Source organism: Thalassoglobus sp. (assembly GCF_048270125.1).
In the GTDB taxonomy this organism is placed as follows: Bacteria; Planctomycetota; Planctomycetia; order Planctomycetales; family Planctomycetaceae; genus Thalassoglobus.
In genome coordinates this window covers 566,142-581,612 of the sequence record NZ_JBLWTN010000002.1, presented here as the reverse complement: position 1 = coordinate 581,612, position 15,471 = coordinate 566,142, and the positions used below count along the sequence as shown (strand labels likewise).

Below are 15,471 nucleotides of genomic sequence, written 5' to 3'. Positions count from 1 at the left end.
GGATCCCTTCTTAAGAAGCCGGCTTGGCTCCTCTTGGGATCGTGTGGGCATGATGTGCCTCCTTTCTGAGAAGAAACACATGCAAATCCCAAACCAACTTGTACACTAAAAGCAAAGTTTCAGGACCGGTTCTAGTAAAAATGCTGTTCGCTTCGAGGCAGATCCTGAACACTGATTCGAAAGATGCTCTAATCCAGACCGATGGTTCCGTCAGGGAAGAGCTGCGAGATGCTGGTTCGATCGTGGATCGACTGGATCGCTTCTGCGAACAGACGGGCCACCGAAACGACAGAGATATTGTGCGGGAGTGGATCGTTATGTGGTTCAATCGTATCAGTCATGAAGAGCTGTTTAATGTTGCTCTTGGCGATACGTGGTGCAACGCCTTTTGACAGAACACCGTGTGAAACAGCGGCGTAAATGTCATTGGCTCCACGGTCAAGCAGCACGTCCGCCATAGACATGAGCGTTCCGCCGGAAATTGTGAAGTCGTCGACAATCAGAACGTTCTTGCCTTTCACGTCACCGATCAACTCCAACACTTCTGCTTTTTCATCGTGGTTGCGACGTGTCTTATTTCCGATTACCACAGGGACACCAAGATAGTTCGCATAGGCCGATGCCCCTTTTGCGAAACCGATGTCCGGACTACAGACAACAAGGTCTTTAATCCCGAGAGTCTTAATATGGTCACACAGCACGTATCGAGCGTAAAGGTGATCGACCGGAACCTGAAAGAACCCTTGAATTTGCGGTGAGTGCAAATCCATCATCAGGCAGCGATCCGCTCCGGCAGCTTCGATCGCATCGGCACAAACACGTGCTCTGATGGAAACACGAGGCTCGTCTTTCTTATCCCCTTTAGCGTAGCTGAAAAACGGGATGACTGCGGTAATCTGTTGGGCACTTGCTCGCTTGAGGGCATCGATCCAGAAGAGCAGTTCCATGAAGTTGTCATTCACAGGGTGGTGGGTTCCCTGCAAAACATAACAGTCCCGACCCCGAACATTCTCCAGCACACGAACGAAAACGTTCCCTTCGCTGAAGTAGTGCGCTTCGCTCGGAGTTTGCGAAACACCCAGTTCTCGAGCGATTTTTTCAGCCAGCAGTTTGTTTGCCGAGCCTGCGATTAAAGCCAATTGACCTTGAGGGGGCTGAAAGGCGTGAGGACGTGGGCCGTTTTTGGGTCGATTCGGCATGCTGATGGTTTCGAACTGGGTAGATGAAGAAACAAAGAAGATGAAACATCTTCGGGCATGATATCGGTGTCGATGAGGGACACAAGTGACTCTTGTCGGATCAGGCTAAACCATTGGAAATCGGGCGTCTTCCCGGAGTTGGCCCAAAGTCGGAAAAGAGCGTCAGAATAGCGACAGGAATCGGAAATATTGCAAATATCAACAGGGAAGAGCTGAACGAGCCAGTCACATCGCGAACCACACCTGCGAAATAAGGTCCAGTAGCAGACGCTGCAACCATTGCAGCCATCCAAATTCCCGTAATCTTCCCAAGATGCAGCTTCCCAAAATATCGAGGCCAAACCGGGTGCGACGCTCCCGAGTAAAATCCCTGACCTGCTCCCATCAAAACTCCAGTCAATAACACCGCAGACGACGAATTCGCCCCGCGAAGAGCCAGAACACTCAGACAAAAGAGAATCTGACCGAGAATGAGAAACGGCTTGGGAGGAAATCGGTCCACCAGATTTCCAGAGAGAAACTGGGTCACCGCCCACGTCGCTGAGAGTGCGGAGATCATGTAGGCACTTTCAATTCCGTCCAAGCCCTGCTGCTCCATGATGGAAATTCGGTTAAAAACAATCGCCGTCATGACGAGTGCAAAGACACCAGAACCTGTCGACAGTGCCCAGAACGCCGAAGTCCTGACCACTTCGGCAAAGGGCATCCCCGTCAAAACTTCTTTCGGATCGTCCTCTTTTGGTGCTCGACGACTGTCTAAGCTTTGCCCAACATCTTCCGGTCGATTCCGGTACAAAAAATAGAAGAGTGGAAACAGCCCGATCCAGATACCAGTTCCCCAAATGAAATAAGAATTTCTCCAACCAAAACGCTCGAGCATCCAGTGATTAAGAATCGGAACTGTCCCCATCGCCACGGAAAGGCTCAGCTTCCGAATCGCTTCAATCGAGCCAAGTCGACGGTGAAACCAGAACGCCATCATGTTTCCACTTAACATGGCGAGAGTCCCCGGGCCGAGCATTCGGAGCAGGCAAAACGAGATCACAAGCAGGAACCAGCTGGTCGTTGCTGCCATCAGGAAGCACGCCATCGAGAAGAGCGTGATGGCGACCAGAACCGTCTTACGTAAACCGAAACGGTCCATCAAGTAGCCAAAGTAGGCGATTGGGATCGCGCCGAGAATTGTGCCGAGCATGTAGGCTTTGGCAAGTTCCGTCTCAGTCAGCTTCAGCGATGTGCCGATCCCTGCGTTGAAGCCAGAGATTCCGTAAGTCTGCCCCGCTGATGTCGCCATGATCGCTAACATCGAAAGCGGCAACATCACCCACCCATAATACAACCTGGCTGATGTTGGAACGGGTGTGCCTGAAAGCGGTGCATCCTGCATGGAAGAAGTCATTCGTGAGAAACTACAATCGTTAAGAGTTGATCCTGAAACCTAATTTTCTTCGCTCAAACTTTGAGAAAAGCGACAATTCCAGAGGTTTTCGGACGGAGCCTAAAAGGGTCCGAGCCTGGGAGGCATTGGGTCCATCGTGAAAACAGATGCATCAAACGCCTGCTTCATCAACTCCATTTTCATGTCTCGTGACAGTGGATCATCCCAGAGATTCTGAAATTCGTCGGGGTCACTTTCAAGATCATATAGCTCCCCATCAGAAGTGCCATGATAGACAACAATTTTGTTTTTCCGCGTACGGAACATCGTCCCATACGCACGATGATGAGTCCATGAATTCGAGTATTCGCAATAGACAGAGTCTCGATGCTGGTCGGGGTCCGCTTCGCCTGTGCAAATGCGATAGAGGCTCTTCCCCTGAATTTGGGGTTCAATCGGGATGTTCATCGCTTCACAAAACGTCGGAACGAGGTCGATCAATTCGACGAAAGCATCTGAGCGCAACCCTTGTGAAAATCGCTGTGGCCACTGAACTGCGAGTGGAACGTGAACGGCCTGTTCATAGAAATGGGGTCCTTTGAGATAGATACCATGATCGCCCAGCATCTCGCCATGATCGGACATGAAAACGACAATCGTATTCTCCAGCTGCCCCGTTTCCTCCAACGCTGAAATCATTCGTCCGACCTGATCATCTATCAATTCGACCATCGCATAATAAGCAGCCGTGATTCGCTGCGATTCCTCCGGGCTGATCTCATCGACTCGCATCCCCCCTTCCTGATTGTGAGCCCAAACGTGATCCAGCTGCTGAAATTTTGGTTTTGAATCGAGCTCCCCGGGCGCAGTTTTCGGAAGTGGCATTTGAGCAGGATCATAGCGATCCAGATACTCTTGCGGGGGATCGAAAGCGTGGTGAGGATCGAACATGTTGACCGAAAACATCCACGGACGGTTTTGGTTCTCGTGAATGAATTCAATTGCCATCTCGGCACACCAGGTTGTTTGGTGGAACTCTGCTGGGACGCCCGCTTTCACATGTCCGACTTCAGGCGCGGAGTACAATTCATCCCAGTGAACTCCCTTCGAGTTCAACCATTGCTGATAGGCATTCTCCGGCCAATCGGGCTGTGGGTGATGACTCCAGTGAAAAACGTCGTACCCATCGTCGATCCGTGTTTCAACTTTTCCATCGGAACACGAACTGAGATGAAGCTTCCCAGCGAGCCCGCAACGATACCCATGGTCTTTGAGGATTCGTGGCAGTAAACGTTCGTCCGCAGGAATCGTCTGTCCATTTTGGCGACAACGCGTGGTCCTGGGATATCGCCCGGTGAGAAAGGACGCCCGACTTGGACTGCAAACGGGGCTTTGACAATAAGCATGGGTGAACGTCACACCCTTCTCGATAATTTTATCGATATTGGGAGTGCTGATCAGACTGTTCCCCAGTGCGCGGATGGTGTCATACCGTTGTTGATCGCTGCATATCCAGAGCAGGTTCGGAGCAGAGGACGTCATTCTGTTTCTATCTCAATTCAGCACGAAGAGCATCAAGTTTTAATCAGTTCAAAAGTTTAGCAGCTTGGCTCAGAGGAGACAGCAGGCGGGGACTCTCTAATGATTCTTCTCAGAAGTTGCTTTACTCTGTTCCCTCGCAACATGCGAATACCAATCTGAGTTCGTATCGACAATGAAAGAGATTATTGTGGCAGGTTTTCGATGGACTCAAAAATCTCTTCGAGGCGTTCAGAAATCTCTCGTTGCTTTGCCACGAACTGACTGTGCATCTCCTTCGAGATGATCTCTCCTCGGTCAATGAGGATTTTTTCCTGTTCAGCCAACTCTTTCTGTTTCTGAAGCAGCAACGTCAGCTGAATACGAACTTCCGGGGGAAGTCCACCGTTCCCCTCTCCTGGCGAAGCCTCTGCCAGATCACTGGAAAGACCGGAGAGTTGTGCGAGCCGAAGTTGGATAGTCGCCAGATCGCTCTCGGTGTCTGGTAGCTCATCATTTTTCTTGAAACGACTGGAAACGACCTCGAGTAAATCAATCAAACTTTTCAATGACTCATTCAGGACCGGCAGATTTCCAGTCGACTCTTGAAATGGCGTGAGCTTGTTGGCGATTTCCTGCTCCACTTGAGCAAGTTCAAGCAATTGTCGACGCTGACTGCGTGTAAGCCGGCGATTTACAGTGACTGCCTCTTTGATCAGAACGAACTCTTGAATGACCGAATTCTGTTCCTCAGCGAGTTCTTTTGCGAGCAGAGTGAGCTGCCGGATGAGTTGGTTTTGATCACGATTCTGCAAGCTTCGCACGCGCTCCCCAACAACATTCATCGCTGCTTGAAGATTTTCATCGATTGTCCCTAGCTCCGTTCTTTGAAGAACTGATGCGCCATCTTCGACAGCGTCCAAAAGCGAGTCAATCTCTGAGATCGAATCCGACAACAATTCTTCAATTTGCGGCAATCCAATATCCCCAGCCCGCTCAGCCATTTCCTGAACTCTTTTTCTCAATCTCTTCTGTTGTTGGATGAGCGCCTCGTTTGCTTCAGACCGAATCCATCTGGTGTGCAACTCACTCTGCTGCTCGGAGAGAGTTTCGAGTTCATTCGCAAACTCACGATAGGATTCCAGATCAGCCTCCATTTGAGTTTGCCGAAGCGTGTCCTGCAGCTGGATATTTTTGAAACTCTGAAGCAGTTGACGATCAATGTCGATTGCTCGCAAGATTTTGTTTCCCAGAATCGCTTCCGCTGCGCGTTGCAGCCGAACTTCCCCTTGAGTCTCTTCCAGTTCACGCTTGAATACGCTCCAGTTTTCTGAATCGCTTTGCTCAAGTTGCTGTAGCAGTCCCTGAAGTTTCACAGCGAGCGCGACATGCTGCTTCGAGAATCCTCGCAGTTGCTCAACTTGCTCAGTGCTAAGTTCTGACACAGCCCGGGAGATCGTCAACTGATCGACCGCAGAGAGATTTTCAATCACGGTTCCTAGCTCCGACTTAATGAGTTTCCACTGAATTCGAATATCAGTAGAACTCCCCCATCGGTCCAGCGCTTGCAAAATTCGTTCTAGCGTTGTTGTGACCGAACCTTGCAGTGTCATCGAACGATTCAATTCATCCAGCAGCCGACGACGAGCAGGCCCGGAGGTTTCAGTTTCCCGGGCAAGTTCTCCAAGGGTCCGCAGTGACTGAAACGATCTCATTGTTTCTGAAATCCCGTCATCGAGAAGATCGCTCACCGCGTTTGTCGTCTCGGTTGAAAGCTCTTCAACTCTTCGAGAATCCAGCTGATTGATACGAATTTCACTGGCAATTGCAGAAAGAGTTCCTTGTTGAATTCGAGAACGCAGAGTCTCCTGCACCCCTTGCTGGCGGACTTGCAGGAGATGCAATTTCTCATTCGCTTCTGACGTGAACTCTCCATCCCGACTCTCCTTCGAGAGTTGCCGGGTCTCTGTGAGAATATCCTGTTGTGTTTGATACACAGCAAGAAGCTCGTTCGATGTTTGCTCCAGAAGCGATTGAAGATCCTGTTCCTTCTCCTGGGTCGAAACGACAGTCAAGCGAATCGGAGACGTTGCCACCAAAACAGGTTCCGGAGAACGATCTGAGGCAACCGCAGAGAGTTCAACGAGATCGCCCTCCTCCACCGCAAGTCGATGCAGGTCAAGCGTTCCTGAGAGGGTCGCTTCAAGCTGCCCATCCTGAACTTCTGCAGCGAGAGACAATGGTGTCTTCGCGTCGACTTTCAATGAAAAATCTTGCAGTCCATAATCGTCTCTGGCAGTTGCTTCATAAGGAACCAACGCATCTCTGGTCACACGGAGATCTTTTTGAGGAGCCAGCACCGTGACTTCCGGAGCGAAGTCAACCAACGGTTCGATCCGGATTCGTTTCACGCGTTGCCAGCCAGGCCCCGTAGAATTCTCCGCTTCAACATCAGCCCGAACACGGACAAAGAGTTCATAGATCAGACTTCCTTCCTCAGCTTCTACGACATCTAAATCGAACCTCAAATGTGATCCATTGACGACTTGAGAAACGACTGCATTCGACTCCAAATCGCGAAGCTCCAACTCTCGAACTGGTCGATTCATGGAGAGGTCGAACTGCAATAGCGATCCGACCGGGGCTGGAACTGGCCCCGACACATTTTCCAAAATTGTCGACTCCACATTCAGGTACTCGGGAGGATTAATCTGGCAGATCATGCTCTGCACAACCGGTTTGATCTCTTTCCGAAGAGTCATCCAATCCATCGATTGATCGTCCCCACCAACAATGCGAAATTGCATCGTTTCCATTTGATTGGGAACGAGACGAAATCGAAATGTCTCTCTCCCCGATTCGCTGGAACTTTGTGGCTGCCGATTTTGTAAACGGATTCGTTTCAACGGCTGCGAAGTGCGACGTATTTCCAAAATGACATCTTCGGGCGGTTCACCGATGATGTCCTCGACATAAAAGTTGCTGCCAGTCGATCCCATCAAAGAAATAGTTGCCCCTGGAGCCACAGGATTTCGTTGCTGATCGAAAACACGCAACTTCGTCAGTCGCGGCCATTCTGCCTGACTTGCAGGCCATACGACACGCGTGGTCGCAGTCACAACCGTCGGCATCGCATAGAGGCTCAAAAAGAGAAATCCAAACATGAGCAAAGCGCCTTGAACGATCAGGTTCCGCGACCGGACTTTTGTGGACCGAGACACTTGTGATTCCAGACAATTCTGAACAAGCTCTTTCTTCCAGGATGATGAACGATCAAGATTTCCGGAGGCTTGAAAATCGACAGCGGCGGCCAGTTCTCCAGATCGTGTCCCTTCGAGTTTCTCCAGTGCCAACGCAACATCAAGTGGCTGTATTTTCTGAAACAGTGCTGGCAGCAGTTGCAGGACTACAACGCTCGCTGAACCGATCCAGAAGAGCATTGAGATCAAGAACCGGACGATCGAATGCGTCGGCCGATAATAGAAATCGAGCCAACCAAGCCCCAGGACCAAGATCGAAATCAGCAACACAGTCTGTAATAGCGCACGAACCTTGAGATACCATTTCAGCCGAAGCCGAAGGGACTCAAGTTCGTCACGAAGGGTTGCCATATTTCCTTCTCATCACTGGGGCATTTCAGAGACGCGACAAAGACATTGCTCAACGAGAAGGGGTTGACCGAACGAAAAAGACAATGTCGAACAAATCAAAACTGCTGCCAGCTTGATCGGTAATTGAATCAATCATCATAGCAGAGTACGTCCCCAACTCACGAATCGGAAAGAGTTTCCAGTCAGCAACTCAGACAAAGATCAAACAAAGAACTGACAAAATTTGCTTTCACAAGGTGTTTTCGCATAAATGTTCGCCCCCTGCCTCGTGGGGAACGGTGATTCTACTGGAGAAACGCGTTCTGCTCGGGCATCAAAACGTCGAAGATGCCTAATCCAAACCTGCTCGGCGGCGAAATATCCATTCGATGGACATCGCAATGATAAACACGATCAAGATCTCCGAGCGGTTCCAAAGTGGAATCAGCCTTGTTTCGGAATATCCGGTAAGCTTCCGCTCGGGGAGTTGGTCAAGGATAGAATCAATTTCCCACGGATGCAAAAAGGCCCCATGCGTCGATTCGGACAACGAGCGCAAGAGACTCTCGTTCATCGGAATGTATTCCTCTTCCGGGTCGGAATCGAGGACGCGAAAACGGGTGCGGATTGTGGCAACACTTTCTTCTCTGGAATCAAAAGAGACTGCATACTCACCCGGATTGAGATTTTCAATCGTGCTCGCGAACCCATCGAAAGGAAGCTGGGTTCTTCTCAGCGTTACGTTTTGAGTACTCCCTGAATCGGCTTTCAGTTCAACAATCACAGAATCAAGATTTTGATACTTCGCCTTTCGATCAAGCAGTCGGACTTGAATGGATTCGTAAGGTCGGTACTCGTCCTGGTCTGTCAAAAGTTCGAGAGGCGGAAGTTGATCGAGCAATTTTCGGCGACACAAATTGCGAATCATCTGAGACCAGACCTTTCGATAAAACTCCCCGTTCGCGACCGGTCTCCACCTCCAACTGTCATCAAAAAGGTGCTGAATAATCACTCCTTTGCCGTATCGCATCGAGAGAATCAAAGGGAGCATCTGACCTGCTTGTGCTGAATTGACTCCTTGCAATAATGGAATCGCAGCGGGCTTTGCAGCGTACATTTTGAAATCGGGATAAATCAGTGGAAGTTGACCAAGTTGATCCGGATCGGTCCCCACAGGTAACACTCCCTGCGCTTTTCCTTCAGCGGTGACGACGATTTGAGTCGGCATCCTCTCCGACTCTTCTCCCGATTGCTCAACGGCTGGATGCATCTCTGCTAACCCCGATGACAAGTCGAGTGAACCGAGAGATGTCTCCGCAGAAAGGAGCAAAAGTCCTCCACCTTGCTCCCTGACAAATCGTTGAAGCTCCGCAACAAATCCACCATCGAGCAATTTAAAATCGACATCCCCAAGAATGACGGCATCAATCGTCTCCAATGATTTCGGCAAGCGATTCAACGCCGTCCTGTCTTCAACAGCGAATGCCGGATCACTTTCAAACAAGAAGGTTTGAACTGCAAGATGCGAATCTCTTTCCAACGTCGCTTTCAGGTGTCGGTATTCCCACCGAGGACTTCGATCAACCAAGAGAACGTTCAGATCAGATTCTCGCCCCCAGACCCGAATGCGTTGCAGGTTGTCCTTAAGGTCTGTCTCGCCTGCCAAAGGGACGACTTCAATCTCAAAATCATTTCTCCCAGCAGCGAGATCAGGCAGGACCATCGGAACACTTTCGGTAACGCCTTGACGCAGGCCGTCGATGGTCACGCTGAACACTTCGGAATCCTGAAGAATGTTTCGAATCCGAATTGTCACCGGAACCTTCACGTCTTGATTCGCTTCCAGCGAGACTGTCAGCGGATGATCTTCCCCCGCAAAACCGACCGGCTCAAGGTCTGTCCTCGTGATCGCCAGGTCGCCGGTACTGCGACGACTCCCGACACCCACCGCATAAACAGGAATTCGAAGACGGCTGAAAGTTTTTTCCGTTTTCACCAATGCCGAAGCACTATGAGCTGTCGGATTCCCATCTGAGAGCAGCACGATCGCTGCAGAAGGTCGATCGCGTTGGATTCGCCCCAACTCGTCCAGTGTTTGGACGAAGTCGGTTGTTGCCCCGGTTGCTCTGAATTTCGAAAGTCGTTCCGGCACCGATTTGAAAAGTAACTCTCTTTGTGAAACCGAGAGTGATTCCGCCTCTTGCTGCAGGTGAAGACGCGAATCAAAAGTTAGCAGTTCCAACTCATACCGACTGATCGCCCGATCCAGCCAGCTGCTTGAGCCCGTCGTCAGAAAGTCTTTAAGAATTTCGATCCGTGGTCGGTTCGGTCGTGAGACGCCAATGCCTTGCAGCCTCTTCAGATCTTCCGCGGAATACCGATCCGTTAGCGACATGCTGCCAGAGGTGTCTACCAAAAGAGTCAATTTCGGCTGACCGTAGGCCACGGTTTTCAGACGAACTTGCAGGATGAGCAATGCCACCAGAAAGATAATCAAGAGTCTGTTCGAGAACAAAAATATTCGAACGAGCCGGGATTGGTGCCGGGCCATGACGTTGACCAGCCAAACTCCGATCCAAAGCAGACAGGCTGCAAGAATCAGTACATGTGCTGTTTGCCAGTTCCAGGCCGCTTCCAACCTCCAAAGACGTTGAATCCCGCCCTCTTCCCCATTCACGGGGAGGTCGAAATACCAAGTCAAGAAAGAGTCAAAAGGTCTGCTCACAACTGCAGATTACACTAGAGCTACGGTTGGAAACCACTCTCCCCGCACGGACTTTGAAATCAACAGCCAAAGTCAAGGACTCGCTGAGCTTGCCGATCCGTGAGAGCACAGAAAATACCGTACCAAAAGCAGAATTCGTTGCCACTCAGATGAATGGCAACGAATTCAAAAATTTATAGCATCTTTCGATTTGGTGTACAGGTTCTGCCTCGTGTTGGACAGTCTTTCCCTTGACGACAGATGTTATCCACGAATGACTCGACCGTTATTCACCCCTGTCCGTTTTATGGGATCAAGAAAATCAATCCGGTATAGAATCCGGCAGCAGTTGCAGCTGCTTTCTTGTTGAACGGAATACGATAACGCAGATGCGGTGGGCAATCACCAGGGCGATAGTTCCCGAGAGCATACTGCTCAGAGTTCACAGGGTTGAGAGCCATTTGATACGGGAGGCCGACCACTTGGAGTCCGAATTTTGAGACCGACACAAATGGCTGTGCGTAGGGGTATGTGTGCCCGTAGCGTTCCAGTGAAACGTCTTCAAAATATAGAGGATCGTGTGTGAGGTTAGACGCCATCCAGTGGTAATACGTCGGCGGGAAGTTCCTCTCCAACTCACCCGAATGCGGCAAGTTCAGATAAGTTGGCTCTGTCCTCTCCTGTCCACTGGAAAACCCAGCTTGCTCTCCGATCGCTTTCGCTGGTCTGTAGTCGTAAAACGGCTGAATTTCAGAAATGTCTCTGAGAACAGGCTTTCTTGGCTCAGGCTCAGGTGCTGGAGGCAAGACTGCGTCTCGTTGGGCGAACCTGGGCAGTCCGGCATCCTGTGATCCTGGAACCACGACTTCAGTTGGTGCCAGGCTCTCGGCTTCGTTCCCTTTGTCGGAAACCAATCCGTATGGATCTGGCACAAGTAGAGATCGAGCAGGTGACGTCAAATCACTCGTAGATTCTACCGGAAACGGTTTCGCATTCATGCGAACCGGATCCGGATCGCCTGGCAATTCTGTTGAGAATCGCTGCTCGGATGGATCGAGTAACGGAATCGTTGCCTCAAACACTCCCCCTTTATCGAGGAGAGTTGTGTCCAACACTGGAGATTCCTGTTCAGCTTGCTGAAACGGCAAGATTGATGACGGAGTTAATAAGGGAGCCTGCTCGCCGATCTGCTGTGCAGCTCCCTGCTCCTCACCTGGAATCCATTGTTCACGCGCTTGTTGCCAGCGCGCATTTGCGGATCTCTTGTTCAATCTCTCGAGTGGCGAATCGTCCGCAACGACCGATGAAACCAGGACTGTTCCAATAGCGATCGTCGCAGCGGCGCGTCCCATTGTCTTTAATGAGAACGAATGAATTCCCAACCCCTTCGAGCGTTCAAGAAAGCTCGCCAGAAGAGTGTTCGGTTGAATAGTTTGGTGCTTCTTGCGTGATGGCAATGTCATGCGGATGGTTCTCCCTCACCGTTGCCGCCGACACTCGTAGGAAACGAGCCTCCGTTCGAAGATCATTGATCGATCGAACCCCGAGATATCCCATCCCGGCACGTAGCCCCCCCACGAGCTGATATAACAAGCTGCTGAGAGGTCCCTTGTAAGGTACGCGTCCCTCAACACCTTCTGGTACTAATTTCGGCGTTCCGCGGCCCTCTTCTTCACTCAAGCTTTGCCGATATCGCTCACTACTGCCATTTACCATTGCTCCCAGGGATCCCATTCCGCGATATCGCTTGAATCGTCTTCCCTGATAAAGGATCAGTTCCCCCGGACTTTCATCCAGCCCTGCAAGCAGACCACCTAACATGACTGTAAACCCTCCAGCAGCAAGGGCTTTTGTGATATCTCCACTGTAGCGAATGCCCCCATCTGCGATCAGTGGAACGTCTGTTCCAGCGACCGCTTTCGCAGCTCCTGAGACAGCCGTCAGTTGTGGAACACCAACTCCAGAAATCACTCGCGTTGTACAAATTGAGCCGGGACCAATGCCGACTTTAATTCCGTCCGCTCCGGCATCGAGCAAGGCTTTAGCACCCTCATAAGTGGCGATATTCCCTGCGATGACATCAATCTCCCAGTGAGATTTGATGCTTCTGACGGTATCAATCACGTTTTTCGAGTGCCCGTGAGCACTGTCGACGACAAGTACATCGACTCCGGAATGAATCAGTTGTTCGGCTCGTTCTTCGTCAAAAACGCCAACAGCTGCTCCAACGCGAAGCCTTCCACGGGAATCTTTGTTCGCTCGGGGGAAACGCAGATTTTTATCAATGTCCTTAATGGTGATCAGGCCCTTGAGGTGGAACTGATCATCAACAAGCAGAAGCTTCTCGACTTTGTTCTCACGAAGAATTCGTTCGGCACTCTTCAGGTCTGTATCTTCACGTGCAGTTACGAGATTTTCCTTCGTCATCACTTCTGAAATCGGTGTCTCACCCGATTCAAGAAAACGCAAATCCCGGCGTGTCAAAATTCCTTTGAGCTTCCCCGATTCGTCCGTGATCGGCACTCCGCCAATGTTGCGAGAGTCCATCAACTCCACTGCTTCGGCAACTCGCATCGATGGAGGTAAAGTGACCGGATCAACGATGACCCCATGCTCGCTTCTTTTGACACGATCGACCTCCATCGCCTGTTGCTCAACCGGGAGGTTCTTATGAATGATGCCGATTCCACCCTCTTGAGCCATGGCAATCGCCATATCACTTTCGGTGACAGTATCCATCGGGCTGGACACAATCGGCATACTCACAGAGATATTCCGAGTCAGCTTCGAAGAGACGTCCACCTCTCCTGGCATCAGTTCGCTGTATGCCGGAACAAGTAAGACATCGTCAAAGGTCACGCCAGTTTCAAGGATTCGATCGTGCATAAGTTGGTCCCCCCGACCACTTTTGAGTTCATTGTTGTGAGGTGATTTTGACAGCTTGTGTCGAAAACAGCTGAGTGCGTTCAGAAAATTAAAGTCGAATGTGAACGCTCCCGCTGTTTTTATTGTTTGTCCGAAAACCATTGCCCAGCAAGGGTTTCTCAATCATTGAGAGGCTAAGTCGAGGCTTTCGGAACGGTTTTATTCGTGGCTGACTGGTGGCTGCTCTTGCTCATCAACAGCATTCACTGCCGCAATTTTGTCCTGAAATCGAGTTGCCATATCGACAATTGTGGGAGTATCGAGCTGTTCAGCCCGAACGTTGTGTTCAATATCCATCTCGGCGAGAACCTCATCGACTTGTGGCTTTGTCAGTTCTTTTCGAAACATCCCGACGAGGACGCTGCGAATGAATTTCCGTCGATAACCAAACAGGCGGCGAGCAAAGCTGTGGAAGAATGCCCGGTCTTTGATCTTCGCTCGCTTTTCCTCATTGGGAGTAATCAGCATGATGGCTGAATCGACTTTGGGTCGTGGCCAGAAGACTGTCGGTCCAAGCTGCTTGATCATCTCCACATCACTTTGTGACTGGAGCCATACAGATAACGCTCCGTAGTGAGATTGGCTCTTACGAGCTTGCATTCGCAATCCGAGTTCGTACTGAATCGTAACGACCATCCGAACCCAGGGAAGTTCAGTCGCAACCAGATTAGAAACGACAGGAGTGGCGATGCTGTAAGGCAGGTTTGCAATCAGCTTAAGGCGTCGATTTGGTGAAACGGCGAGTTGTTTCTCAATCTCATCCAGAACGAGTGGTGAAAAGTGATTCTTATTCTTGAGTGCATCTGTGAGCAAAAGTGTGACGTTGTCATACGGAGCGATGGCTTGGGTTGCCAGTGAATGCATATCTCGATCCACTTCAACCGAAATGACATGCCCTGCTTCGCGCGCCATAAAGGTTGTCATTCCCCCAGTACCAGCGCCAATTTCCAGAACGACATCATCACGGGTCAGTTCAGCTGACCGCACGACATATTCAACAATGTTGATATCGATTAGAAAATTTTGCCCAAGATGGGTTCGTGGATGAAACCCATGCTCTTTGAATTTCCGCATCAAATGAGATCGTGTTTGTCTTTCTTGAGCTTCGGACATATCAGTTTGCGGAGTCCTTTTCGGTGATTCCTGTCAACATTTTTTCCATGTACTTCCCGATGATGTCAGTCTCGATATTGACTGTTTCCCCCACGGAGCGTTTCCCAAGAGTCGTCACTTCGAGAGTGTGCGGAATGAGAGCGACACTAAATCTCTCGGCCTCCACATTCACTAACGTCAGCGAAACACCATCAACTGTGACTGATCCTTTGGGAACCATTTGACGAGTCAGGGCTGCAGGGACTTTGAACCAGATGTTCGTCCATTCCCCTTCGGTCTCGATGGCATCAACATGCCCGATTCCGTCAACATGCCCCTGAACAAAGTGCCCTCCCAGCCGATCAGTCGGTCGAAGAGATCGTTCAAGATTCACAGGCGTCCCCGGTTTGAATGTCCCGAGATTTGTTTTCGAGAGCGTTTCCGAGCCAGCCTGAAAAACCCACAAGCTCTGATCGGCTTGAGGCTGCTCAATACGAATGACTGTCAAACAACAACCGTTGATGGCGATACTATCACCAATTTTTGTCGACTCGATTTCGTCGAGATGGCCCGATGGATTAATGGCAATATCCACACCGGGGCCATTTTCTATCACCGATTCAACAGTTGCCAAACCTTCAACTAATCCAGTAAACATAATTCCTGATGCGGCTTAATTCGCCGTGCTCCCAAGGGTTGTGTCGAACCGAAAACCGAGTCAATCACAAGCTCTAAAGTCTGATCCGTTGTTCTAGAAGCAGTCTCAAAACCTATGGAATTGCAACCTTTCTCTGTACCAGAGAAGTGAATAGTAAGTATTGAGACCAGTTCTAGAACACTTTCGTGTTTCTCCTGTCTGTGAAGAGTGCATCGCATGTGACGAATCACTCAAATCCACGAGACAGACGTGTCCATCTTTTTCAAAAATGCTCTAGGCCTGTATAAGCACACAGCCCGAAGCGAATTCCGCATTGAGCGAAATTTGCTTCGGGCTGATGAATGTCAATAATGAACCGTTCCATTGAACAATTATGACAACCCTGAACAAAATTGTCCAATCAGTCA

At 50.2% G+C, this 15,471-nt stretch carries 9 protein-coding genes; all 9 read right to left on the bottom strand.

Annotated features, from left to right (window positions below; all coding sequences use genetic code 11):
* Positions 1 to 188: 188 nt before the first annotated feature.
* A complete protein-coding gene (locus tag ACN0YR_RS04545) occupies positions 189 to 1,199 on the bottom strand; it encodes a ribose-phosphate diphosphokinase (protein WP_145201776.1) in 1,011 nt (336 codons plus the stop codon).
* A gap of 100 nt (positions 1,200 to 1,299) precedes the next feature.
* Entirely contained in the window at positions 1,300 to 2,598 is a 1,299-nt protein-coding gene (locus ACN0YR_RS04540) for an MFS transporter (protein WP_417848004.1), read from the bottom strand.
* A gap of 99 nt (positions 2,599 to 2,697) precedes the next feature.
* Positions 2,698 to 4,119 (bottom strand): sulfatase, encoded by a 1,422-nt coding sequence (locus ACN0YR_RS04535; protein ID WP_417848003.1) that lies wholly within the window; start codon positions 4,117 to 4,119, stop codon positions 2,698 to 2,700.
* 182 nt (positions 4,120 to 4,301) lie between these two features.
* Entirely contained in the window at positions 4,302 to 7,706 is a 3,405-nt protein-coding gene (locus ACN0YR_RS04530; RefSeq protein WP_417848002.1) for a hypothetical protein, read from the bottom strand.
* A 331-nt stretch (positions 7,707 to 8,037) separates the two neighbouring features.
* On the bottom strand, positions 8,038 to 10,386 hold the full coding sequence (locus ACN0YR_RS04525) for a hypothetical protein (RefSeq protein ID WP_417848001.1): 2,349 nt from the start codon (positions 10,384 to 10,386) through the stop codon (positions 8,038 to 8,040).
* 308 nt (positions 10,387 to 10,694) lie between these two features.
* Entirely contained in the window at positions 10,695 to 11,852 is a 1,158-nt protein-coding gene (locus tag ACN0YR_RS04520; RefSeq protein ID WP_417848000.1) for a hypothetical protein, read from the bottom strand.
* Positions 11,785 to 13,275, bottom strand: a complete 1,491-nt coding sequence (gene guaB / locus ACN0YR_RS04515; protein WP_417847999.1) for an IMP dehydrogenase — start codon at positions 13,273 to 13,275, stop codon at positions 11,785 to 11,787. Before guaB ends, ACN0YR_RS04520 begins: the two co-directional genes overlap by 68 nt.
* A 198-nt stretch (positions 13,276 to 13,473) precedes the next feature.
* Positions 13,474 to 14,427, bottom strand: a complete 954-nt coding sequence (rsmA, locus tag ACN0YR_RS04510) for a 16S rRNA (adenine(1518)-N(6)/adenine(1519)-N(6))-dimethyltransferase RsmA (RefSeq protein WP_417847998.1) — start codon at positions 14,425 to 14,427, stop codon at positions 13,474 to 13,476.
* A gap of 1 nt (position 14,428) precedes the next feature.
* On the bottom strand, positions 14,429 to 15,064 hold the full coding sequence (locus tag ACN0YR_RS04505) for a riboflavin synthase (RefSeq protein ID WP_417847997.1): 636 nt from the start codon (positions 15,062 to 15,064) through the stop codon (positions 14,429 to 14,431).
* Positions 15,065 to 15,471 lie beyond the last annotated feature (407 nt).